Origin of the sequence: Capnocytophaga genosp. AHN8471, assembly GCF_016806945.1 — a bacterium.
GTDB classification, from domain to species: Bacteria; Bacteroidota; Bacteroidia; order Flavobacteriales; family Flavobacteriaceae; genus Capnocytophaga; species Capnocytophaga periodontitidis.
In genome coordinates this window covers 42,515-66,568 of the sequence record NZ_JAESPJ010000006.1, presented here as the reverse complement: position 1 = coordinate 66,568, position 24,054 = coordinate 42,515, and the positions used below count along the sequence as shown (strand labels likewise).

The following is a 24,054-nucleotide window of genomic DNA, read 5'->3' as shown; positions in this document are numbered from 1 at the left end:
CCGTCCGACTCGTCCGATAGCAACAACAATTAAAAAAACAAACAAAAAATGAACAAAATTACCTATATAACACTCATACTTTTAGCTTTAGCTTCTGCTACAACAGTAGCCCAAAGCCGTAAAGATAGCCTCACTACTAAGGTGGTAGATGTAGTAAAATCCTATGCCCCTACCATCGCCGACGCCGATAAAAAACGCGAAGATGCTAAAATTAAAGATTCGCTTACTGTAAAGAAGAAAAAAATCAACTATACGATTTATTCCGTACCCGTTGCCTCCACTTTCGTACCCGATAAAGGGCGCGCTGCTGCTGTAAAACAAAAAGTAGTGCGCGAAGATTATCAAGATTCCTATGTAGCAGGCGGCTTAGGAATGCTCAATACCTTCTATGCCGATGCCAATCTCAACTATCACGTGAACGACAATGGCCGTGCTTCTTTCTTGCTCAACCACCTCTCTTCTTCCGATGATGCCGATGAGGTAGTCCCCGATATGAACTATTCCAACTCCTCAGCCGAATTGCGTTACGACTACCAAAGTCAAGATGTGCTGTGGGGTCTCAATGCCGATGTAGCTCGACGTTTGCACAATTGGTATGGAATCCGTAAAAACACTTTTACTGATGCCGATTTGCGAGGTAAGGTAGATGAAGTAAACCAAATCTATTTCGATTACGGATTAGGTGGCTATTTGCAATGGACGAACCCTTATTTCAAAGGAATAGATTTCGCTATTCGTGGGCTCTCCGACCATTTTCAAAGCAAGGAAACCAATGTAAAAGCTCAACCTTCCTTTGAAGTTCCTCTCACCGATGAACAGAAAATCAACGCCAATGTACTCGTCGATTATTACGAAGGTAGTTTTACCCGCAAAGATAATCTCATCAACGATATCTCCAACCGCTGGATGCTCTTTGGAGTCAATCCTTCTTACCAATTAGTCATCGATAACCTCAATGTAAAATTAGGCGTATCGTTAATGTATGCCGATGCCAATAAATCAGTAGACAACAAGTTCAAAGCCTACCCCGATGTCGAAGCCTCTTACAACCTCACCGATAGCGCTATATTGCACGCTGGCGTGCGCGGAGGTTTGCAGCAAAACACCGTTGAGAAACTCACCAAAGCCAATCCATATCTCGCACCTATGCAAGAAATAAAACCTACAAACGTACAAGTTGATGGTTTTGTAGGCGTAAATGGTAAAGTAGGCAGTGATTTGCAATATCGCGTAAAAGGAAGTTATCGTCAATATAAAGAAATGCCTCTTTTTACCACCAATAGCGAGCGCCCTCAATTAGGGGTAGAAGCCTTGCCATATCAGTACTATAACTCTTTCAACTTGTTGTACGATGAGGTAAGCGATTTCGAGTTCTTGGCAGGAATAGGTGGTAATTTGAAGGATATAGTTACTTTCAATTTTACAGGTCAGTACAACAACTACAAAGCTCGTACCCAGCGTGATAAAACCGCTTGGAATCTCCCTAATGTACGCGTATCCCTCTACACCGATTTCAAAATCCTACCTAACCTCTTCACAGGGATAGATTTGTTCTACACCGGTACTCGTGAAGACCTCGATTATCAAATAGGAAGTGCTGCGCCCGAGAAAATCACTCTCGGTGGCTACTTAGATTTGAATTTCCATATCGATTACACCTTTAATAAAAATTGGCAAGTATTCCTAAAAGCCAATAACCTCACTGGTCAGCGTTACGACCGCTGGTTGTATTACCCATCGCAAACCATACAAGCCTTCGCCGGAATCAAATACATCTTTTCATTAAACAATTGATAATTAACAAAAAAAGCGCGATAATTATACACTAACTATCGCGCTTTTTTCTTTATCAAAAACTTATCATAAACTTTGTCAAAGTCCCAAAACTTTGACAAAGTCTATAAACCTGATAATCAATCACTTTTAGAGTATGTTATGTAGGAAAGCCAGCGATAGCTGGGTATGTGCTGCAAACGCCCACATAAATAAAACTTTTCGGACACTCTCTTTTGTTATCATTTGCTAATTATCAATTTTCCTAATTAACCTGAGTTCAATATAACAGAATATTGATTTACAGCTTTGTAACATAATATATTCACAAAATAATTTACCCTCAGGTGAAAATTTGTGTTTCACATACCCAGCTGTGAGCCCTCGCTAGCTTTGTGAGAGATTGTTGTTTTATCCCACAAATAATAGAGATTTTTCCAAAACAATAAAATAACACTCTGTTTTTGATAAAGTTCTAACTCTAAAATATAAAAATACAACTTTAACTTTTATTTAACACGTGGTATAAAAAATAAACGTTACCTTTGCCCCGTTTAATTATAATACTTACACACGTATGAAGAAATTATTACTATTAGCAGCCGCTGCCCTCACTGTGGTAGCCTGCAAAAAAGACAACAACGAACCTGTAAATCCTAATGATGGAGGTAATCAAAAACCAGTAGAAGTACCTGCCGGTTTTGTAAAAAGTATTCAAGAAGTATCTACTGGTGGAACTCGTACTAAAACTACTACTTACAATGTAGAGAACAATGTACTAAAAGGGTGGACTGAAGTAAACTCTAATGGAGATATTTACACCCATACTTTAGAGTACAAAGGTGCTCAATTAAGTACTTATACCTCAGCTGAGAGTAGTGTTACTAGAGGAAATATCGTTACTAAATTCAACTTCTTGTATGAAAACAACAAACTTACGAAAATTGAAAAAGTTCGTGATGGCAAAAAAGATGTTTTCAATGTTACAGTAGACGATCAAAACCGCATTACTTCTAAACATCTTGTATTGAATCCTACTGATGGTTGGGACGCTGGTAACACTTGGACAGCTACTTTCACTTACTCAGGTAATACTTTAGTTGTCAAAGACCCTGTAGATGGAAGTACTTATACTTACACTTATGAAGATGGTAATGTAGTAAGAGTAGAAGATTCATATAGAAATAACAGCGTTCTTACTTATGATAAAACCCTTGTAAACGATCTTAACTTTGAGTATTTCCGTTGGATATATATCGCACAACTTTTTGTACGTCATAGTGATATTACTTTAGGTAATAATGACATCTTTGTTAGAACTTCTAAAAACTTTTTAACAAGTAATGGCGTAAGACATTATGAAGTTGTAGAAAAACAAGGTAACAAACCTAAAAAAGTAAATAGAAAATACGGTACTAACCCTGATGCAACAATTTTCTATACTTACTAACTAAACTCTAAGAAACTAAAAAAGTTATTCAATAACTCTTTTTTTGAACAATTTCTATTTTTTTAAACCCTTAAGCACATTTCACAAATGAAAAAATTATTACTATTAGCAGCCGCTGCACTCACTGTTGTAGCCTGCAAAAAAGACAACGACGAGCCTACATCTCAAAATGGTGGTGGCAACGGAAATGGTAATGGCAACGGAAATAACGGAGCCCAAACCGAAGTACCTACTCCTGTACCTGCTGGATTTGTAAAAACTATTGAGGTTACAGGTCAAGAAACAAGTACTACTACTTTTAAAGTAGAAAATAATCTACTAAAAGCTTGGGTAGAAGTATCAACAGAAGGTACCGTAACAAGAACTTTTGATTACGAAGGTAAAAATCTTAAAAAGTATACTTTAGAAACTAATGTATCTGGACAAGGATACTTAAAAACAGAGTATGATTTTACTTATCAAAACAACAAACTTGTAAATTTCAAACGATCTCGCGATGCTATGTCCGATACTTATGATGTAGTAGTAGACGATAAAGGTCGTATCACTTCTAAAACAGTAAAAGCTAACCTTAATGGTTGGGAAGGTGGTAGCGTATGGACAGCTACCTTTACTTATACTGATAACGCTTTGGTAGTGAAAGATCCTCAAGGTAAAACCTATTCATACACTTATGAAAATGGCAACGTAAAAGAACTTAAAACACAAACAGATGAGTATTCTTTTAACTACGATACCTCTTTACTAAACGATTTCAATTTTGAGTACTTCCGTTGGGTAGCTGTTGTAGAAGCTTTTGTACGACACAGTAGTGTTCAACTTGGACAAGGAGTTAACGATGCTTTTGTAAAATCATCTAAAAACTTCCTCACTTCTGGTGGAGGTAGTATCTATGTATATGAAGTAACTGAAAAACAAGGAACTAACAAACCTAAAACAGTGCTTAAAAAATATGCTGGAGGCGGTACTTTCGCTACTATCAAATACACTTATTACTAACAAATACCTACATACCCCGTGAGCTATCTCCTCACGGGGTTACTTTTTTAACTTAAACACATCTCACAAATGAAAAAATTATTACTATTAGCAGCCGCTGCACTCACTCTTGTAGCCTGCAAAAAAGACAACGACGAAACACCTCCAGGCCCCTGTATTGAGCCCGCAAGCCCTTATACCGTAGGCTTTGACTATCCTAAAACTATTGTTTCAGAAGAAAACGGAAGCACCTCTACCATTACTTATACTGTAACAGACCTCTTGCTTAGAACAGTTACTTTACAAAATACTCGCAGTGGTATTAAAACTTTTACTTTTACTTACGATAATAACAAATATCTTACTGAAGTAAAAGAAGAAAAAGCAGGAACTGTTCCTACTATCTTAAAACTTTCTTATAACAAAAAGAAACAAGTAGAACGCACTCTAATGAGTCAGTATGGAGGTGTTTTTACCTCTACTTTTTCTTACGATACTCACGATAGAGTAGCTAAATTAGTATTTGAAGGAGCTGGTACTGTTGCAACTACTCAATATGAATATGTTAACAATACAGTGATAGCTACAAAAGTAGAAGTTCGAGATAATGGAGGAGGTACTTTTACTAATACAAACACTTATACTTTCGGCGATAATGGTAATCTGTTAGAAGATAAGTCATTAGGTTGGACTGCTACTTATACTTATACTACAGGTCTTAACTATAATGCGCATCCTGCCTTTAAAATTATAGCCCCTGAAGTAGGATCAATAAGTCCCGTAGAAATGAGTATAAACTATGACAGAAGGTTTAGATATGTAGCTCAGAAGAATTTCCCTAATAAAGCAGGAGTTGCTGAATATGGCTATAATAATGTAAACAAACCTACACAAATAGTTATAAAATCTGTAGCAGGCACCGCTACCCAAACCCTTACTTACTAAAAACTAAGTGACAAAAAATGTTATCATACACTTTGCTAAAGTTTCCTGCCTATGAGGCTCGCACCTTTGGCAAAGTTTTTTCTATCCCCTAACCCCTAAAATTGCTAAATTGAAAAATTATTACTACCTTTGTCGCTCACTAATATGCAATAGATATGAAACGCTTCATTATCTTATTCTTTACATTCTTTAGCACTATTACCCAAAGTCAAAACCTTTCGCTCCTGCCTCCTATCTACAACTACTCTCAAACTCAATATAAGGCAGGTATGCAAAATTGGCAAGTGAGTCAGTGTCAGGATGGTATACTATATGTCGCCAATAACCAAGGACTGCTTACTTTCGACGGACAAGTATGGCAATTGTACTACCTCCCCCAAAAAAAAATTGCTCGTTCGGTATTCGCCGATAGCAGCACCTCCAACCTGCGCGTATATGTAGGCTCTTTTGAAGAATTCGGCTATTTCCAACGCAACGCCCAAAATCAATTGGTATATACCTCTCTGAAAGACCAACTCAAAAACTATACATTCCACAACGACGAAGTATGGCAAATCTTTAAATACCAAGATAAAATATATTTCCAAACCTTCTCTTCTTATTTCGTGTACGACGGCTCTCACGTACAAGCCTTCACCCCTCAACCCGCCCCTTTTGCAATGTTCCCCTACGGCAATAAACTCTATATGCAGGGTATGAACGCTGGTTTTTACCGCATCGATGCTACTCAAAAACTCAATTTAGAACTCTCTCCCGAACAACTCGGTGGGATAATAGTCGAAATTATCCCCTATCAAAGCGAATTATTACTGATTACCAATAAAAACGGATTCTTCCGCTACAACCCTGCTACAAGCGAATTGCGCAAATTCCCTACCGAAATGGATGCGCTCTTTCCCTCGCTCCGCATCAACCGCGCACTGCTCACTGCTAACAACTTACTCATTTTAGGAACTCTCACCGAAGGTATATACGCTATCAACCCTCATAACGGAAAAATTTTCGGCCATATCCACAAGAAAAACGGACTCAATAACAACACTGTTTTGGGGCTCTACGAAGATGCCCAGCACAACCTATGGGCAGCTTTAGACAATGGTGTCGCTATGATTGAAGTCCCAAGTAGGTTGCGATATTTAAACCTCAATGGCGAGGTAGAACTCATTAGCGATATGGTGTTGAAAGACAATGTCTATTATTTAGCTTCTAACAAAGGTGTCTATACCTTTAAGGAGGGTGTACTCTCCAAAATCCCTGACTTCTCTAACCAAGTGTGGTTTATCAAGCAGTTTGACCATCAAGTATTTGTAGGGCATAATAAAGGGGTGTCGGAATTGATGGGTAATCACTTACAACCTCTTGATAATGTAGGAGTAGGAGGAATGGACTTAAAAAAAGGCGTTATCCACGGTCAGGAAGTACTCGTAGGCTCATCCTACTCTGTGCTTACCATTTATAAAAAAGATGCTGCCAATCGATGGGCGCCCTCTCATATCGTAAATGGCTATTTCGACCTTACCTATCGCGTTGAAATAGATGCTTTTGGCAATATATGGACGAACCATACCTATAAAGGAGTGAGCAAACTTTCTCTTACCGAAGACCTCAAAAGCGTGCAACGCAAAGTAACTTACAATCAACTCAAAACAAAAGAAGCCTTGAAATTGCTGAAATTGCGCGGCAAAATCATCTTTACCGATGGGCAACAGTGGTTTGAGTATAACGACGACAAGCAAAATGTGTTGCCTTATGCCCTCCTCAATGAGCAATTGCCCCAACTCGCAACTACCCACCATATAGTTCCCGTGAACGACAATCGCTTTTGGTTTATCACCCCCACCGATTATTATTTAGTAGCATTCGCTAACGGCGTATATAAAATAGAAGAAAAAATAGCCTTCAATCAGTTGCAGCACCCCGCAAGTGAGGAACGTGCTACTGCCTTTGTAACTCCTGAAGGTAATACATATTTCTGTTTAGACGGCAGCATCGCCCTGTATACCCCAAAAGCACCTCGCGTAAAACTGCCAACCAACCTCACTTTAAAGAGTTTACGTACCTATAACCGCTCAACCGATTTATATACCCTCGAAAATATCACCCCTAATATTGCTATTCCTTATAGCAAAAACAACCTTCAGTTCGATTTTCAGTATCCTAATTTCAGTAAAGAACACTGTCAGTTGTGGTATCAGTTAGAGGGCTACGACAAACATTGGCGTGAAGTTACCAATGATTTTAGAGTGAATTACCAAAACCTCCCTTCAGGCCACTATCAGCTAAAAGCAAAGGTACTCAACGAATTAGGTGAAACCCTATCGCATTATACTTTTCCCTTCGCGGTAATCACTCCTTGGTATAGAACCGTGTGGGCTTATATATTCTATTTCGCAGGATTTATAGGCGCTGGTGCACTTGTTACCGCCTTGTACTTGCGTTATAAAATGAAGAAAAAAGAGCGTTCTTACTTGCGCGAGCGCTTGCGCCGCCAGCGTTTGTTAGAAGCTCGTGAGCAGGAAGTAACCAAATTGCAAAACCAAGTACTCATCGCTCAGTTAGACTATAAGAGCAAATCGCTTGCCGAAGCCACGATGATGAACATCACCCGCAACGAGTTTCTTACCAATCTCGTCACCGAGCTCGAAACACTGCTAAATAGCCAAAGAGTGAGCAAAGCTAAAAGCAACCTCATTTTACAACACATACGCGATAATATTTCTCAAGAAGACCAATGGCAGGTATTCCAAGAAAATTTCGACCTCATTCATAAAGATTTCTTCAAAAAACTGAAAGAACTCTATCCGCAACTCACCCCCACCGATTTGCGAATGGCAGTGCTCATCAGGCTCAACTATACCTCTAAGGAAATTGCCGAAATGCAAAATATATCCTTGCGCGGTGTCGAAACCGCTCGCTATCGCTTGCGCAAAAAACTCCAATTAGCCGAAGAAGATAATCTTTACGATTTCTTCGCTCAATTCAATTAATATTTTCTTATCTCTTACCTCTTATCTCTTACCTAAAAAATCCTCCTTAACCAAAAGACTATAAATTAGTTACAAATCGTTGTAGTAGTAATGACGTAGTCCTTTAACAAATTATTTTAACATTGTAGTAGTAAAAGCGAACCCATTTTTTTGCATATAAAAGAAAGAATAAGGAACTTTGCGACAAATTTTATTTAATAAACGTACGGAAATGAAAAAGCTATTGTTTTTCTTCCTGATAACCTTTCTCTCTCTTGCTGCTTACGCACAACCTAATATGGTGAGAGGAAAAGTATTTGAAGCAGGGACTAAAAACCCTATTCCAGGAGCCAATGTAATTGTGAAGGGTACAACCCGTGGCGTTTCAACCGACCTCGACGGAAACTTTGCGCTTGATAAAGTTTCTCCAGGTGATGTATTAGAAATTAGCTACATAGGTATGGTAACCCAAAATGTAAAAGTAGTAGCCGGACGACACTACTTAGAGATTGCGCTCAAAGAAGATACGCAACAACTCAAAGAAGTAGTTGTTATAGGCTATGGGGCAGCTCAAAAACGAGACCTCACGGGCTCTATCGCTAGCCTCAAAACCGATGAATTTGCTGACCGTCCATCTACCAACCCCTTAGCCTCTATCCAAGGGAAGGTAGCTGGCGTACAAATCGTCAATACAGGGCGGGCAGGGCAAGACCCCGAAATACGTATCCGCGGTACAAACTCTATCAACGGCTATACACCTCTGTACGTAGTCGATGGGCTCTTTACCGATAATATCAACTACCTCAACCCGCAGGATATCGAGTCTATGGAAATCCTCAAAGACCCTTCGTCTCTCGCAATCTTCGGGGTTCGTGGTGCCAATGGGGTGATTATCATTACCACCAAGAAAGCTAAAAAAGGACAAACAGTCGTAAATATCAATTCTTCCGTAGGGTTAAAAGTTATCAACGACCGTATTGCAATGACTGATGCCGAAGGCTTTAAAACTCTCTACAACGAGGATATGGCCAATAAAGGTGCTACACCGTTTGATTATACGCACTATCAAGCCAATACCGATTGGCAAGACCAAATCTTCCAGCGTGCTTGGGTGTACAACCATAATGTGAGTGTCGCCACTTCTGGTGAAAAAGGACGCTTCTATATGGGCGCTGGCTATACCGATGAAGAGGGCTCTATCAAGCACGAAAAGCTCTCCAAACTCACCCTCAACCTCAGTAGCGATTACAACGTAACCGATTATCTGCGCTTTGGCTTCCAAGCCAATGGTTCTCGCACCCTCCCTATCGATGCCAAAGGGGTAGCAAGTGCCCTAAAAGCAGCTCCTATTGTAGCCCCTTACGACACTCAATCGGGTTTGCTAAATATAATGCCTAACTTCCAGCGTGCCCAAGTGTGGAATCCTCTTATCGATGTCGAAACACGTGCCAATCACAACAAAGGTTTGAATCACCGTTTGGCGGGCAATGTATATGGTGAACTCGATTTCCTTAAAAACTTCACCTTTAAGGCTACCCTTTCTATGGATTACCGCATAGGCGAAAACCGTGAATATTCCCCTATCATCTGGGTTTATAACCCCGATACCCAAAAGAAAGAAAACCTCAACGAACGCGAAACGATTAATCAGAGTAAATCTACCACCATTGCCACCCAGCAGGATTATATCCTTACCTACAAAAAACAAGTGGCAAAACACAACCTTACCTTTATGGGAGGGCTTACCACCAATTACACCGAACACAGTTCGCTATCAGGCTCTCGCTATCAAAATATCAAAGATATAGTGTTTGGCATTCCCGAAAATACCGATAAGTGGTGGTTGTCATCAATTGGGGGTAGCAATATGAGCAATGGTTCTGGTCAGTATCGGCGTTTTACAATGTCGTATTTAGTACGTGGTTTGTACAATTACGACAACCGTTACCTCCTCAATGCTTCTTTCCGCCGCGATGGTGCCTCCGTATTTCACCGCTTAGGCAATACGTGGGATAACTTCTATTCCTTCGGGGCCGGCTGGGTGCTCAGCGAAGAAGCCTTTATGAAAAACCAAAAAGTGGTAGATTACCTCAAACTCAAAGGCTCTTGGGGCGTTTTAGGTAACCAAAACACTGGCGGACGTAACTATCCTACTTACCCTCTGCTCACCAATTCGGGCAGTGCTGTATTCGGCGACCGTATCATTACGGGCTATGCACCTGCTTATTTAGTGCAAAACTTAGGTTGGGAAAAGACCTATGCGTGGGAAGCTGGCGCTGAATTCCGATTCTTGGGCAATCGCCTCAGTGTAGAACCTGTCTACTATCACAAGAAAACCAAAGACCTTATCGTGCTACTCAGTGGCTTAGCAGGAGCAAAAAACTCTTTGGAAAACCTCGGCGAAATTGAAAATAAAGGATGGGAGATTTCAGCCTCTTGGCAAGACCAACGCAAAGAAAGTGGTTTTAGCTATGGTGTAAATGCCAATATCACCACAATTGATAACAAAGTGCTTTCACTTGGTAGAGGAGAAAAAGATGCGCTTTACGAAGGCTATCAAAACGTAGCGCGCACCTTGGAAGGCTACCCTATTGGGCACTTCTACGGCTATAAAGTGAAGGGCGTGTATCAAACTTTTGAAGATATCGACACCTCACCTACCAACAATATCGCTACCGTAAAACCTGGTGATCTCAAATTTGAAGATGTGAACGGCGATGGTGTAATCGATAGCAAAGACCGTACAATGATAGGTAACCCTACTCCCGATTTCACTTATGGATTTAGTGTAAATCTCGGCTACAAAGGCTTCGACCTCACTGCCGAATTTATGGGAGCTTATGGCAACGAAATCTACCGCGGTTGGGGCGAAGTAGGCTATGCAATTCTCAACTACCAAGCCCACCGTTTAAACCGTTGGCACGGCAAAGGCACTTCCAATTGGGAGCCTATTATAGATAACGGTCGCGCTATCAACCGTGAAAACTCCTCTTATTACATTGAAGACGGTAGCTTTTTCCGCCTCCGCAACGTGCAATTGGGCTATAGCTTGCCACAAGAAGTAGTACAACGCTTCAAAGTACAGAAATTGCGCTTCTATGCCAACGTACAAAATCTCAAAACTTGGCATAAAAACACAGGGTATACCCCCGAAATAGGTGGAGGAGCTTTGGCTTTCGGTATCGATACCGGCACCTACCCTATGCCAATGATTGTTACCTACGGGGTGAACCTTACATTTTAATTAACAATTGATAATTAACAATTATGAAAAAGAATATATATCATATCATAGCAATAGGATGGATGGCAGCGAGCCTCGCCCTCTTTACCCATTGCAATAAATTCGACCAAGAGCCACAAGGCGAATGGGTCGATGGCGACCAAGGGAATGTATCAGGCTCTTTTGAAGCCGATATATTCACCCTCTACGGAAAACTGAGAGGCTCTGATCTGGTAGCGGGTATTCCTGCTTTGGCAATCCACAGTTTCCGCAGTGAAGATGCCGAAAAAGGCTCTACTGCCAGCGATGGAGTTGATCACGCCAATATGTTCGATAATTTCAATTATGTAGCGACTAATGGTTTAATTAACGGATACTATTCCGCTAACTACGAAGTTATTCACCTCTCCAATACCGTGCTTGACAAAATCAATAAGGCTGACCAAAGTACTCTCACCGATTCCGATAAGATAAACCGCGGTGAAGCACACTTCTTCCGCGCCTTTGCCTATTTTAACTTAGTGCGCGCCTTTGGCGAAGTACCTCTTATCAATTTCCGTATCTATAAAGATGAAGATGCCAATAAACCTAAGGTAAGCGTTGATAAAATCTATGAGCTCATCGATGCCGACCTCACTGCTGCCGAAAGCGTACTCCCTCGCACATGGAGTCATATCTACATCGGTAGACTTACTTGGGGGGCTGCCCGTTCGTTGCACGCCAAAACCTATATGATGCGCTCTAATTGGCAAGCAATGTACAACGCCTCTACCGATGTGATAAATTCAGGAATTTACAACCTTAGTACACCCTACAATAAGTTGTTCCGCGAAAGTGGCGAAAACGCTCCCGAATCTATCTTAGAAGTACAGTGCACTGCCAATGCCACCTATCCTCAATCCAGCCAAGTAGGCAGTTCGTTTGCTCAAGTACAAGGCGTGCGGGGCTCTGGACAATGGGATTTAGGTTGGGGATGGAATTGCCCTACCCAGCTTTTAGCCGATGCTTTTGAACTAGGCGACCCTCGCAAAGATGAAACCTTGCTCTATTTTGCCAAAAGCGAAACCGAAGCCAATGCGATGCAACCCAATACCCCTTACGACGAAAAACCAATTGCACAAGCAGGCGTGGTAAATAAATATTACAACAAAAAAGCCTATACCGACCCTGCTTTGCGTAGGTCATACAGTCGTTTTGGTTATTGGTTCAATATTCGTCTCATTCGATATTCCGATGTACTTTTAATGGCTGCCGAAGCCGCTAACGAACTCGGCAACAGTGCCCAAGCGCTCGTCTACTTAGAGCAAGTGCGAGCAAGAGCACGAGCAGGCAATAACAGTGTTTTACCTGCCGTTACAACCACCGTTCAAAGCGATTTGCGCGACGCTATTCGTCACGAACGCCGTATAGAGCTCGCTATGGAATTCGACCGTTTCTACGATTTAGTGCGTTGGAATATTGATGTGGAAACCCTGCACAACGCGGGCAAAACAGCTTATCAAACCAAACACCGCTTATTACCTTTACCTCAAGCGCAAATCGACCGTTCCAACGGAGTACTTATCCAAAATCCTAATTATTAATTAGCTAACAGGTGTCAGGTATTAGGTGTCAGCTGTCAGGTAACATCACGTCATCTTTTACCTCTTACCTCTTATCTCTTATCTAAAAATGAAAAAATATATATTTTATATCAGTTTTATGGCAGGTCTTACAGCTTTTACTAACTGTTATCAAGATTTAGACCAAGACCCGCCTTTCGATTATCCTGAGGAGGTAATACCTCAGTACAACCCTCAAAAGCTCTTGTTTACCTTTGAGGGCAATGTGAAAAATGTGAGTACTTACAAGATTCCTACGCTCTCTAAGGGCAATGTCACCTATACAGACGGCAAAAAAGGCAAAGCCTACCAAGGGGGTGAAGGTACTTATGTTTTTATCTCCCCTCGCACAGCGCGTTTTGCAGGCGATATATCTCTGAAAGATACGATAGCTAACCTCGGTAGTTTTACAGTAGCTTTCTGGATGAACTCCCCTCAAGTAAATAAAGGTACAGGTATCTTTTCAATTCCTAATACTAAAAAGTTCTGGGGTAACCTCGATATTTTCTTAGATGGCAATAATACTGCTGGCGAAGGACGTTTTAAAATGCACCTCTTCAATGGTACTAAAGAAAATTGGGTAGAGACCAAAATCCCTGGTACTATTGGTGATTGGGTGTTTATGACCTTCCGTTACAACCACAAAACGGAAATGTTACACATTTTCAAAAATGGAGAAATTGTCTTTACGCGTGCCCTTACAGGTTGGGGACGAATTGTTTACAACGATATGGGCGATTTGGTGTTAGGTACTTATGCTTTCCAAACCGACCCTCCTCAATCGTCTACTAAAGCACAAGCTTGGGCACAGTCCTTCCCTGGCAAGTTAGACAACTTTGCCTTCTATAATCAAGCCCTTACCGATGAACAGATAAAAGCCTTGTATAATGAATAAAAAGAATGATATTTACATAAAAAATAACCCTTTTTCTCCAATCTCCTTTATGGCTTGTCCCTCTTTGGAGGTTCGGGGACTGAATACAAAACTTTTAAGGCTATGCTTATTACTTTTCTTTTTTTCGTTCCCTCTTTCTGCTCAAAATGAAGCCTTTGCTAAAAAGCGCTACATCACGGCGCAACAAGATACAATGCCTTACCGTTTCTTGCAGCCCGAGCAACTAAAAGAAGGCAAGAAATACCCTTTAGTGCTCTTCTTACACGGAGCAGGTGAAAGAGGGAACGATAATGAGAGTCAGTTGCGCAATGGGGGTACAGTGTTTACCAATCCTGCGAACCGAGATAAGTACCCTTGTTTTGTGCTCTTTCCGCAGTGCCCTGAGGGTGCCTACTGGTCACTTGAAAAACGCCCCGACCAAGGATATAAGAATACGGCTAATCCGCTGCCTAAAGAAGTGCCTATCACTAAACACTTACGCTTGGTGAAGGAACTTTTAGACGAGACTTTGGCTACATATCCTATCGACCCTAAACGAGTGTATATTATGGGCATTTCGATGGGGGCGATTGCTACTTTGGATATGGTGTATCGCTTCCCCGATACCTTTGCCAAAGCTGTCTCGATATGTGGGGCAACCAATATAGAGCGTATGCGTGAGTTCAAAGGGAAAACTCAATTCCGTTTCTATCACGGTGATATCGATGATGTGATACCGGTGACTTACTCGCGTGAAGCCTATAAAGCCCTGAAAACTAACGGCAAAAAAGCCGAATATATAGAGTTCTATGGGGCAAATCACAACGCTTGGCATCCCGCTTTCAACACCCCAGACTTCTTGCAATGGACTTTTAAAAAGAAATAATATACTTATGAACAAAAACAAATTTTTCACGATTCACTTTTCACTTTTAGCTTTCCTTCTGCTCTTCGTTTCTTGCGGTTGTAGTAAGGACAATAAAAAGGTGGTAGAAAAACCTACTCCTCAGCCGCCTACCGAAAAGAACCGTCCAATGGAATTTGCTTCCGACGATGCTTTCTTGGATTATATCCAGCGTGCGCACCTCAACTATATGTGGGAGGGAGCAGAGCCTAATTCGGGTTTAGCCCCTGAGCGCATTCATATAGATGTCCCTTCCGATGATGCTCATATCATCACTACGGGAGGTTCGGGCTTTGGCATTGCAGGGCTATTGGTAGGGGTAGAACGCGGTTTTATCCCTCGTGCACAAGCGGTAGAAAGATTTACAAAAATCGTAACTTTCTTGGAGAAAGCCGACCGTTATCACGGGGTATGGTCGCACTGGATTGACGGTCGTACGGGTAAAACCAAACCTTTCGGACAAAAAGACAATGGTGGCGACCTCGTGGAAAGTGCTTTCTTGATGCAGGGCTTGCTCTGTGTACGTCAGTATTTTAAGGATGGCAATGATGCCGAAAAAGCCTTAGCTCAGCGCATTGATAAACTGTGGCGCGAAATGGAATGGGATTGGTACTTAAACGGACAGGATGTACTCTATTGGCATTGGAGTCCCGATTATGCTTGGCAGATGAATTTCCCGCTCAAAGGTTATAACGAATGCCTGATTACCTATATTTTAGCCGCTGCTTCGCCAACCCACACCATTCCTGCTTCGGCTTATCACAACGGTTGGGCACGTGGGGGAGCTATTAAAAGCACTCAGGTAACTTATAATCTGCCATTGATTCTCAAACACAACGGCGCAGAACAATATGGAGGTCCGCTATTTTGGGCGCATTATTCGTACATAGGGTTGAACCCCAAAGGACTCAGCGATGATTATGCCAATTACTGGGATTTGAACCGCAATCACACTCTTATCAACTACAAATATTGTGTAGAAAACCCCAAAGGTTATAAAGGTTATGGAGCAAACTGCTGGGGACTTACCGCCAGCTATTCAGTGAAAGGGTATGATGCACACAGTCCTAACAAAGATTTAGGGGTGATAGCACCTACTGCCGCACTTTCCAGCTTCCCTTATACGCCCCCAGAATCTATGGCAGCCCTCAAACATTTCTATTACGATTTAGGAGATGTGATATGGGGTAAATACGGCTTTTATGATGCCTTCAGTGAGCAAGCAGTTTGGTATCCTAAACGCTATCTCGCAATCGACCAGCTCACTATTGCCCCGATGATAGAAAACCACCGCACAGGCTTCGTATGGAAACTATTTATGAGTTGCCCCGAAGTACAACAAGGACTCAAAAAACTAAACTTTAAGGTGCAATAACCACAACTTCTTACTTTCTGCCCATCGTGCTACGATCTTTGCCAAAGTTCTTAATTGCCCGTGCGGATCGTACCCTTAATTGCCTGTGCGGCTCGCACCCTTAATCGCCCGTGCGGCTCGCACTTTTGTCGCGTAAGCTAATAAATTGTATTATTTTTCTGTAAATCAGCAATTTATTCTGCTTGTGAAACTCAAGTTATATAAAATGAAATAACTATGAAGTATGTGTATTTATTAACTGTAATTGCCTTATTATCCTCTTGTAGAACAATAAAAACAAGTAATTGTAGCCCTTATAACATCATCGAGATAACTCATTGGGGGACAAATGAAACAGACAAAAAAAATTTCATTTTGTATGAATACGACACTCTTAATGTCTTTCTAAAAACAATAGATATAAATGAAATAAGGGTGTACAATAAAACAACTGACCCCAACTATTATGGTTCGATGAGAATCTTTCTGAAAACACCTTTATGCCCAGATAGGAATTATAAATTAATTATATCAAACTCTTTGCAATACAATATTCAAGAAATGGATATGATTAGTTTTTATAAAAGGGCAATGCTGGCAAAAGTTCATTATAAGGGCGTTAAATCATATAAGGTAAACCATATAAAACTTTCTCCAAAAGAAGCTCACGTTATTCATTTTAACAAAAACTTAGCTACTCCTTACAAAAAAGAATAACTTGATAAAAATAATGTTAGTTCGATATAACAAAACACTTGCCCGTACGGCTCGCACCCTTGACAAAGGCTATCAAAAAAACAAACAGCCTCTACATAAAAAACTTTTTGGATTTTAATAAATTTTCTATATCTTTGTCGCGTAAGCTAATAAATTGTATTATTTTTCTGTAAATCCGTAAATTAACGTCAGTTTTATATAACAAAACACCGTTTTACAGCTTTATATCATAATATATTCACAGAACAATTCACCGTCAGGTGAAAATTCGTGAGATAATAAAAAATAAAGACTTTTATGCATTCATAATTTCGTGAAAATTCGTGAAATTCGTGGGAGAACAAAAAACAGCGAAGCTGTTTATTTATTTGATTAGTAAATAATTAACCATATTTCCCTTACGTCAAACTCACGTTAAATTAGCAATATACCATTGCAACTCAGGCAGGTCAGCCAAGTCCGCCTTGTCCTATAACTAACGATAATCCTAAAAAGTGTCTCAATTTCGTGAAAATTCGTGAAATTCGTGGGAGTTTAAACTATTTTACTGATTGTTAAATAATTACTTACGCTGAACTCACGTTAAATATAGAAAAAGAATGAGAATGAAATATCTTATAGCAATATGCATTTTACTCTTGAGTCATCTTGTATATTCACAAAAAGATACGATTACTATAAATCAATCTGACATAGAAATTGTAAAAAAACAAGTCTATAATCATCAAGATGTCCGAGGGGGTTATGATTTGATTAAGAAATATATTTCAAAACAGACGAACCAACCACTAAATGGTTTTTATAAGGTAATTGTAGAGAAGCATTGTTTTTATACACTGTATTTTCAGCAAGGTTCAAAATCTTTGAATGAAGCCGACAATTTCAATTTTATTAGATATTACAAAAATAATAAGCTATATAAATTAGACGTTTTTCTACCGCTCTCTTTTACAAGATTGTATTACTATTCTGTAGAAAATTTTGATTGTAATTTAAAAAAGATAGATGTAAAAAAGAAATATATATACGATGATTCTTTAGTCTCTTCCATAAAAATGAAGCAGAGTAAGAAGAAAGATAAAATTAAGTGGAAGTATAAAAAACAAAAGTTTATTTTCCTTTCTAATGAATTGTGTTTGTGATTTTTGCGTAGCTAATTATGAAAAGAATATCACTTAAATTAAAGTCAGTTCAATATAACAGAACATTGATTTGCAGCTTTGTAACATAATATATTCACAGAATGATTCACCGTCAGGTGAAAATTCGTGGGAGATTAAAAATATTTTACTGATTGTTAAATAATTACTTACACCGAACTTACCTTAAGTTACATTGTAAGAGGGGCTAAAAGTCTCAAAATCGTATTTACATCTACTTTACTCGTCTTAAAAAACTCTAAGATTCTCCAAAAAAAACACCTAACAGGAAACCTTACAATAAGTTAATCAATAAATTTTTCTATCCATCAAATTTGTTAATTTGCTAATTACTTCGTATCTTTGCAAAATAAAAGCATTTTCTTATGAAAACGGAACATCAATTACATATAAAATATAATGTTTTCAATAAATTAACCGACCTACCTGAAAAAGCTCAAAACCTGATGAAACAAGCAATAACCACTCGCGAAAAGGCTTACGCCCCTTACTCTAAATTCAAAGTGGGTGCCGCTGTTTTACTTAAAAACGGACAAACTTTCGTAGGCTCCAATCAGGAAAATGCTGCCTACCCCTCAGGTCTTTGTGCCGAAAGAGTCGCTATATACCAAGCCGCTACCCAGTATCCCGATGAGGAAATCGAAATGATCGCAATCTCTGGATCTGCCCAAGACCCTACTGCCTTTCCCGTATCGCCTTGTGGAGCTTGCCGCCAGTCACTCTCCGAATACGAAACCAAACAAAAAAAACTTATCCCCGTATATTTTATGGGAGCTGAAGGCGAAATCGTTCAAACTGAATCTATTAAAGACCTCCTGCCTTTCCTTTTCGATGGTAGCCTAATGTAAACTAACAACTAAAAACTATATAACGAATGAACTCAGAAGAAATTATTACCTCTGCCAAACAAACTATTACTGAAGAAGCTCAAGCTGTTGCTAAACTAACTGATTATATCGACGACGATTTTACTAAGTCAGTACAATATATATTGCAATCCAAAGGTCGTGTAGTGATTACAGGTATAGGTAAAAGCGCTATTATTGCTAATAAAATAGTAGCTACAATGAACTCTACAGGCACCCCCGCCATCTTTATGCACGCTGCCGATGCGATCCACGGCGACTTGGGTATTATACAGCAAGATGATGTGGTAATATGTATCTCTAAAAGCGGTAACACTCCCGAAATAAAAGTGTTAGTGCCTTTGCTCAAAAGGGGTAATAATAAGCTGATAGCCATTACCTCTAATAAAAATTCTGTCTTAGCTCAACAAGCCGATAGTGTACTCTACGCTCACGTTGATAAAGAAGCTTGCCCTAATAATTTAGCCCCTACGACTAGCACCACAGCTCAATTGGTATTAGGCGATGCGTTAGCAGTTTGTCTATTGGAAATGAAACACTTTGGCAGTAGCGACTTTGCTAAATACCATCCTGGTGGTGCATTAGGAAAACGTTTATATCTAAAAGTATCCGATATCGTACCTCATAACCAAAAACCTGAGGTCTCTCCTGATACCGATATTAAAAAGGTAATTGTAGAAATATCCGAAAAAATGCTTGGAGTAACTGCCGTACTCAACAATCATCAAATAGTAGGAATAGTAACTGATGGTGATATCCGCCGAATGCTTAGTAAAACGGATAGTATCAAAGGGCTTACCGCTAAAGATATAATGAGCGCTAACCCTAAAACTATTGAGGTCGATTGTTTAGCAATTGATGCCCTACACCTAATGGAGAAAAATAAAATTACACAACTATTAGCTACTAAACAAGGTGAATATGTGGGAATTATACACCTACACAACCTTATTCAAGAAGGACTTATTTAAAATCTAAGAATATTAATTATTTAAAAATGAGAGATCTATCCAAAATGACAAACATTGAGGACTTGCGTGTCGTTTGTAAACGCAACGTCCCTAAAATGTTCTACGAGTATGTAGACACCGGCTCTTGGACTGAAGCAACCTACAAACAAAATGTTTCAGACTTCAACCCTATCAAATTCCGCCAACGTATCTTAGTGGATATGGATAACCGCACCCTCGAAAGTACACTCCTTGGCAAAAAAGTAAAATTCCCTGCAATGACGGCTCCTGTGGGCTTTATGGGAATGATGTGGGCTGACGGTGAAATTCACATGGCTAAAGCTGCCCAAAAATTCGGTATCCCTTTTACCCTATCTACTATGTCCATCTGCTCTATCGAGGATTTAGTAGAAGCTGGTGTTGAACCTTTCTGGTTTCAGCTCTATGTAATGCGCGACCGCGAGTTTATGAAAGACCTTATCCGTCGTGCTAAAGAAGCTAAATGCTCTGCCTTGATGATTACCGTCGATTTACAAGTCTTAGGTAACCGCCACCGCGATATCAAAAACGGACTTTCTACTCCTCCTAAGTTCACCATTCCTAATATGTTGAACCTTTCTACTAAAATCCCTTGGGGATTGCGCTATATCTTCGGTAATCGCCGCTGGACTTTCCGCAATATTGCTGGACACGCTAAAAACGTATCCGACCTCTCTTCGCTATCTTCTTGGACAAAAGAACAATTCGACCCTAGCCTTAGCTGGAAAGATATTGCCGAAATCAAAGAACTCTGGGGAGGCCCTATCATCTTAAAAGGAATTATGACTCCTGAAGATGCTATAGAGGCAGTAAAATACGGCGCTGATGCAATTATCGTCTCTAACCACGGTGGTCGCCAGATGGATGACACTATTTCAACTATAAAAGCCCTTCCCGATATCGTAAGTGCTGTAGGTAGCCAAACTGAAGTATGGATAGACTCTGGCTTCTATACAGGTCAAAACATGCTCAAGGCTTGGGCTTTAGGAGCTAAAGGTATTATGCTTGGTCGTGCTCCTGTATATGGGCTCGGTGCTTATGGCGAAGAAGGGGTAACCCGCGCTTTGCAGATACTCTATGACGAAATGGATACTACTATGGCTTTCGCTGGTCATCGTAACCTCCAAGATGTAGATAGCAGTATCTTAGTAGAGGGTACTTATCCTCTGCCAAGTAATCGATAATTCAAAAAAATAATGTACCTTTGCCCCCGCAATGAGTAAAAAGAAAAATATAACCATAGAAAATGTTATCGTTACCGATGCGGGGGCTAAAGGCAAAAGCATTGCTAAAGCTCCTGATGGTCGCGTTATTTTTATCAACAACGCTATCCCTGGTGATGTAGTCGATGTACAAACTACCAAAAAAAAATCGGCTTATTACGAGGGGGTCGCTACTAAATTCCACGAGTATTCTAATCGCCGTGTAACTCCCGTATGTACCCATTTTGGCTACTGTGGTGGCTGCAAATGGCAAGATATGAACTATGAAAGTCAGCTGTTCTACAAACAAAAAGAAGTCGAAAACAACTTAGTGCGTTTAGGAAAAATAACAATCCCTGAACTGATGCCTATTGTAGCTTCCGAGAATATCTATTTCTATCGAAATAAAATGGAATTCTCCTTCTCCGATATGCGCTGGCTTACCCCCGAAGAAATTCAAAATGCCAATACAATTGAACAACGCAACGGTTTAGGCTTCCATATCGCTGGCGCTTGGGATAAAATCCTCGACATCGATAAATGTTACTTACAAGAAGATCCTTCTAATGCCATACGATTGGAAATTAAGCGATTTGCTTTAGAAAATAATATACCTTTCTATAGCCCGCGTCAGCAAACAGGTGTCTTGCGTTCTATGATGATACGCATCTCTTCTACAGGCGAAATAATGTTGGTAATACAATTCTTTAGCGATAGCAAAAAAGGCTATTGGTTGTTAGACCATATCGCCCAAACGTTCCCTCAAATTACTTCTTTGCAATATTGTATCAACAGCAAAGGAAACGATGCTATCTACGACCAAGATTTAAAAGTCTATAAAGGCACCGATTGTATTTTTGAGGAAATGGAAGGTTTGCGCTTCAAAATCAATGCAAAATCTTTTTATCAAACAAACTCTAAACAAGCACACAAACTATATCAAGTAACCCGTGACTTCGCCGATTTAAAAGGAGATGAATTGGTATACGACCTCTATACTGGTACGGGTACTATCGCTCAGTTTGTAGCTAAAAAAGCTAAAAAAGTAGTAGGCGTCGAAGCTGTACCCGAAGCCATTGCCGATGCTAAAGCAAATGCTAAGGCAAACGGCATTGATAATGTGAGTTTTTATGTAGGCGATATGAAAAACATCTTTAATGATGCTTTTATCGAAGCTAATGGTACCCCCGATGTAATCATCACCGATCCTCCTCGCGATGGAATGCACAAAGACGTAGTAGCGCAAATCCTGCAAATAGCACCCTCTAAGATAGTATATGTGAGCTGTAATAGCGCTACCCAAGCCCGTGATTTAGCGCTCTTAAACGAAATGTATAAGGTGACAAAAGTACAACCCGTCGATATGTTCCCTCAAACTTATCACGTTGAAAATGTAGTACTTTTAGAAAAAAGAACTCTCTCCTAAAATCTCTAAAAGCAAATGAATATATACGATATCGAAGCTACCAAAATATTGCTCGAAAAGCAACCTAAAATAAGTATCATCCCTCACAAAAGCCCTGATGGCGATGCCATAGGTAGCTGCTTAGGGCTTTACCATTATCTCAAATTACATCATTGTGATGTAACGGTAGTTTCACCTAACGATTTTCCTGATTTTCTCAAATGGCTACCTGCTGCCGATGAAATTCTTATTTACGACAACAATCCTGAAAAAGCTACAAAGCAAATCGAAGCCTCTAAACTTATCTTTACGCTCGATTTCAACGCCCTCAAAAGAGCCGATACACTCACTCCTCTATTAGAGAACTCTAAAGCTACCTTTGTGATGATAGACCATCATCAAGCCCCCGACGACTATGCCAAAGTTACTTTCTCTAACCCTAAAGCAAGCTCTACTTGCGAAATGATTTACACCTTTATCGACGCAATGGGCAATAAAAACCAAATCGATAAAGAAATAGCAACTTGCTTGTATACAGGAATAATGACGGATACAGGTAACTTCAAATACCCCACCACCACTAGCAACACATTCAAAATTGGCGCTTTCTTAATAGAAAAAGGAGCTAACAATAGCCAAATCAATAGCAATGTGTTCGATAATAATTCTTACAACAAATTGCAATTACTTAGCACTGCTCTCAAAAATTTGGTGTATATCAAGGAGTACGATACTGCTTATATTACACTCACTTCTGAGGAATTACAAAAATGCGACCATCAAAAAGGTGATACCGAAGGTTTTGTAAACTATGGACTCACAATTAAAGATACTAAATTAGCTGTCATCTTTATCCAAGAAGGCGATTTTGTAAAAATCTCCTTGCGCTCCAAAGGCAATAACGATGTAAACTTGTTGGCTCGTAAATGTTTCAATGGCGGCGGACATATCAATGCCGCTGGTGGGCGATTCGACGGCTCTATAGACGAGGCAGTTACCTATTTCAAACAAGTATTACCCGATTTTATCCACAAAAATATGTAAAATAATACAATGAATATACTTAAAAAAATAATCATTCTAAGTGCCATTGGCATAGTTTTGGTAAGTTGTGCCGATCGGCAAGCACGCCATCCTATAACTAAAAAAACAAGTACTTTTTTAAAAGAATCAGCTATGAAAAATAAAGCTCTGTTGGCCTCCGAAGAAGCGCTAATCGATTCTATCATCAAAAAAGATACACTTCACTCTTTCGTCGACTCTCAACACGGATTTAAGTTCTACTATCTAAATCAAAATCCTGAGGCTCATTATACTGCTCAGTTTGGCGATATCGTAACTTATGATTACAGCCTCTCCGATTTGCAAGGTAACCAGCTTTATCAGGAAAAACCCGATGGTGAATACAAATATTATGTAGATAAAGAAGAAGTATTCCAAGGCTTGCGTTCTGCTTTAAAATTGTTAAAAGAAAAAGAAAGTGGCGTTTTCTATTTCCCCTCAAGTGTAGCTTATGGCTATCGCGGCGATAAAGATAAAATTTCTTTCAATCAACCTATTATAGCTAAAATCGAAGTCTTTAAGATTGAAAAAAATCAAGAAGACGTAAAACCTCGACCCGAATAAATAAACATTATTAATTAATTA

General features: G+C 39.8%; 18 protein-coding genes. All 18 read left to right on the top strand.

Going from position 1 to position 24,054, the window contains the following annotated elements; translation table 11 throughout:
• Positions 1–48: 48 nt before the first annotated feature.
• The 18 genes from JMN12_RS02060 to gldI all read left to right on the top strand — a co-directional run bounded on the left by JMN12_RS02060 (position 49) and on the right by gldI (position 24,033).
• Positions 49–1,794 carry a TonB-dependent receptor gene (locus tag JMN12_RS02060; protein ID WP_203136597.1) on the top strand — a complete coding sequence of 582 codons (1,746 nt, stop codon included), beginning with the start codon at positions 49–51 and terminating at the stop codon, positions 1,792–1,794.
• Between the two features lie 556 nt (positions 1,795–2,350).
• On the top strand, positions 2,351–3,223 hold the full coding sequence (locus tag JMN12_RS02055; RefSeq protein ID WP_009414473.1) for a hypothetical protein: 873 nt from the start codon (positions 2,351–2,353) through the stop codon (positions 3,221–3,223).
• A gap of 87 nt (positions 3,224–3,310) precedes the next feature.
• Positions 3,311–4,222 (top strand): hypothetical protein, encoded by a 912-nt coding sequence (locus JMN12_RS02050; RefSeq protein WP_203082376.1) that lies wholly within the window; start codon positions 3,311–3,313, stop codon positions 4,220–4,222.
• 69 nt (positions 4,223–4,291) lie between these two features.
• Positions 4,292–5,146 (top strand): hypothetical protein, encoded by an 855-nt coding sequence (locus JMN12_RS02045; RefSeq protein WP_203082377.1) that lies wholly within the window; start codon positions 4,292–4,294, stop codon positions 5,144–5,146.
• A gap of 155 nt (positions 5,147–5,301) precedes the next feature.
• Positions 5,302–8,133: a triple tyrosine motif-containing protein gene (locus JMN12_RS02040; RefSeq protein WP_203136595.1), complete on the top strand. Its 2,832-nt coding sequence runs from the start codon at positions 5,302–5,304 to the stop codon at positions 8,131–8,133.
• Between the two features lie 211 nt (positions 8,134–8,344).
• Complete coding sequence (locus JMN12_RS02035) at positions 8,345–11,356, top strand: SusC/RagA family TonB-linked outer membrane protein (RefSeq protein WP_203136594.1); 3,012 nt, start codon at positions 8,345–8,347, stop codon at positions 11,354–11,356.
• Between the two features lie 23 nt (positions 11,357–11,379).
• A complete protein-coding gene (locus tag JMN12_RS02030) occupies positions 11,380–12,918 on the top strand; it encodes a RagB/SusD family nutrient uptake outer membrane protein (RefSeq protein ID WP_203136593.1) in 1,539 nt (512 codons plus the stop codon).
• Positions 12,919–13,006: 88 nt separating this feature from the next.
• Entirely contained in the window at positions 13,007–13,831 is an 825-nt protein-coding gene (locus JMN12_RS02025) for a LamG domain-containing protein (protein WP_203136592.1), read from the top strand.
• The gene (locus JMN12_RS02020) at positions 13,824–14,696 is read left to right on the top strand and encodes an alpha/beta hydrolase-fold protein (RefSeq protein ID WP_238423786.1); all 873 of its coding nucleotides are present in this window, start codon (positions 13,824–13,826) and stop codon (positions 14,694–14,696) included. The genes JMN12_RS02025 and JMN12_RS02020 overlap by 8 nt, the downstream gene beginning before the upstream one ends.
• A gap of 7 nt (positions 14,697–14,703) precedes the next feature.
• Complete coding sequence (locus JMN12_RS02015; RefSeq protein ID WP_203136591.1) at positions 14,704–16,089, top strand: glucoamylase family protein; 1,386 nt, start codon at positions 14,704–14,706, stop codon at positions 16,087–16,089.
• Between the two features lie 216 nt (positions 16,090–16,305).
• The gene (locus JMN12_RS02010; RefSeq protein ID WP_203136590.1) at positions 16,306–16,785 is read left to right on the top strand and encodes a hypothetical protein; all 480 of its coding nucleotides are present in this window, start codon (positions 16,306–16,308) and stop codon (positions 16,783–16,785) included.
• A 605-nt stretch (positions 16,786–17,390) separates the two neighbouring features.
• Complete coding sequence (locus JMN12_RS02005; protein WP_203136589.1) at positions 17,391–17,927, top strand: hypothetical protein; 537 nt, start codon at positions 17,391–17,393, stop codon at positions 17,925–17,927.
• 383 nt (positions 17,928–18,310) lie between these two features.
• A complete protein-coding gene (gene cdd, locus JMN12_RS02000; RefSeq protein ID WP_009413145.1) occupies positions 18,311–18,793 on the top strand; it encodes a cytidine deaminase in 483 nt (160 codons plus the stop codon).
• Between the two features lie 26 nt (positions 18,794–18,819).
• On the top strand, positions 18,820–19,782 hold the full coding sequence (locus JMN12_RS01995) for an SIS domain-containing protein (RefSeq protein WP_088594207.1): 963 nt from the start codon (positions 18,820–18,822) through the stop codon (positions 19,780–19,782).
• Positions 19,783–19,808: 26 nt separating this feature from the next.
• A complete protein-coding gene (locus tag JMN12_RS01990) occupies positions 19,809–20,984 on the top strand; it encodes an alpha-hydroxy acid oxidase (RefSeq protein ID WP_198466010.1) in 1,176 nt (391 codons plus the stop codon).
• A gap of 31 nt (positions 20,985–21,015) precedes the next feature.
• Entirely contained in the window at positions 21,016–22,428 is a 1,413-nt protein-coding gene (gene rlmD / locus JMN12_RS01985; RefSeq protein WP_009413148.1) for a 23S rRNA (uracil(1939)-C(5))-methyltransferase RlmD, read from the top strand.
• 15 nt (positions 22,429–22,443) lie between these two features.
• Positions 22,444–23,451: a DHH family phosphoesterase gene (locus JMN12_RS01980; protein WP_009413149.1), complete on the top strand. Its 1,008-nt coding sequence runs from the start codon at positions 22,444–22,446 to the stop codon at positions 23,449–23,451.
• Between the two features lie 9 nt (positions 23,452–23,460).
• Positions 23,461–24,033 carry a gliding motility-associated peptidyl-prolyl isomerase GldI gene (gene gldI / locus JMN12_RS01975; RefSeq protein WP_009413150.1) on the top strand — a complete coding sequence of 191 codons (573 nt, stop codon included), beginning with the start codon at positions 23,461–23,463 and terminating at the stop codon, positions 24,031–24,033.
• The last annotated feature ends 21 nt before the right edge of the window (positions 24,034–24,054 follow it).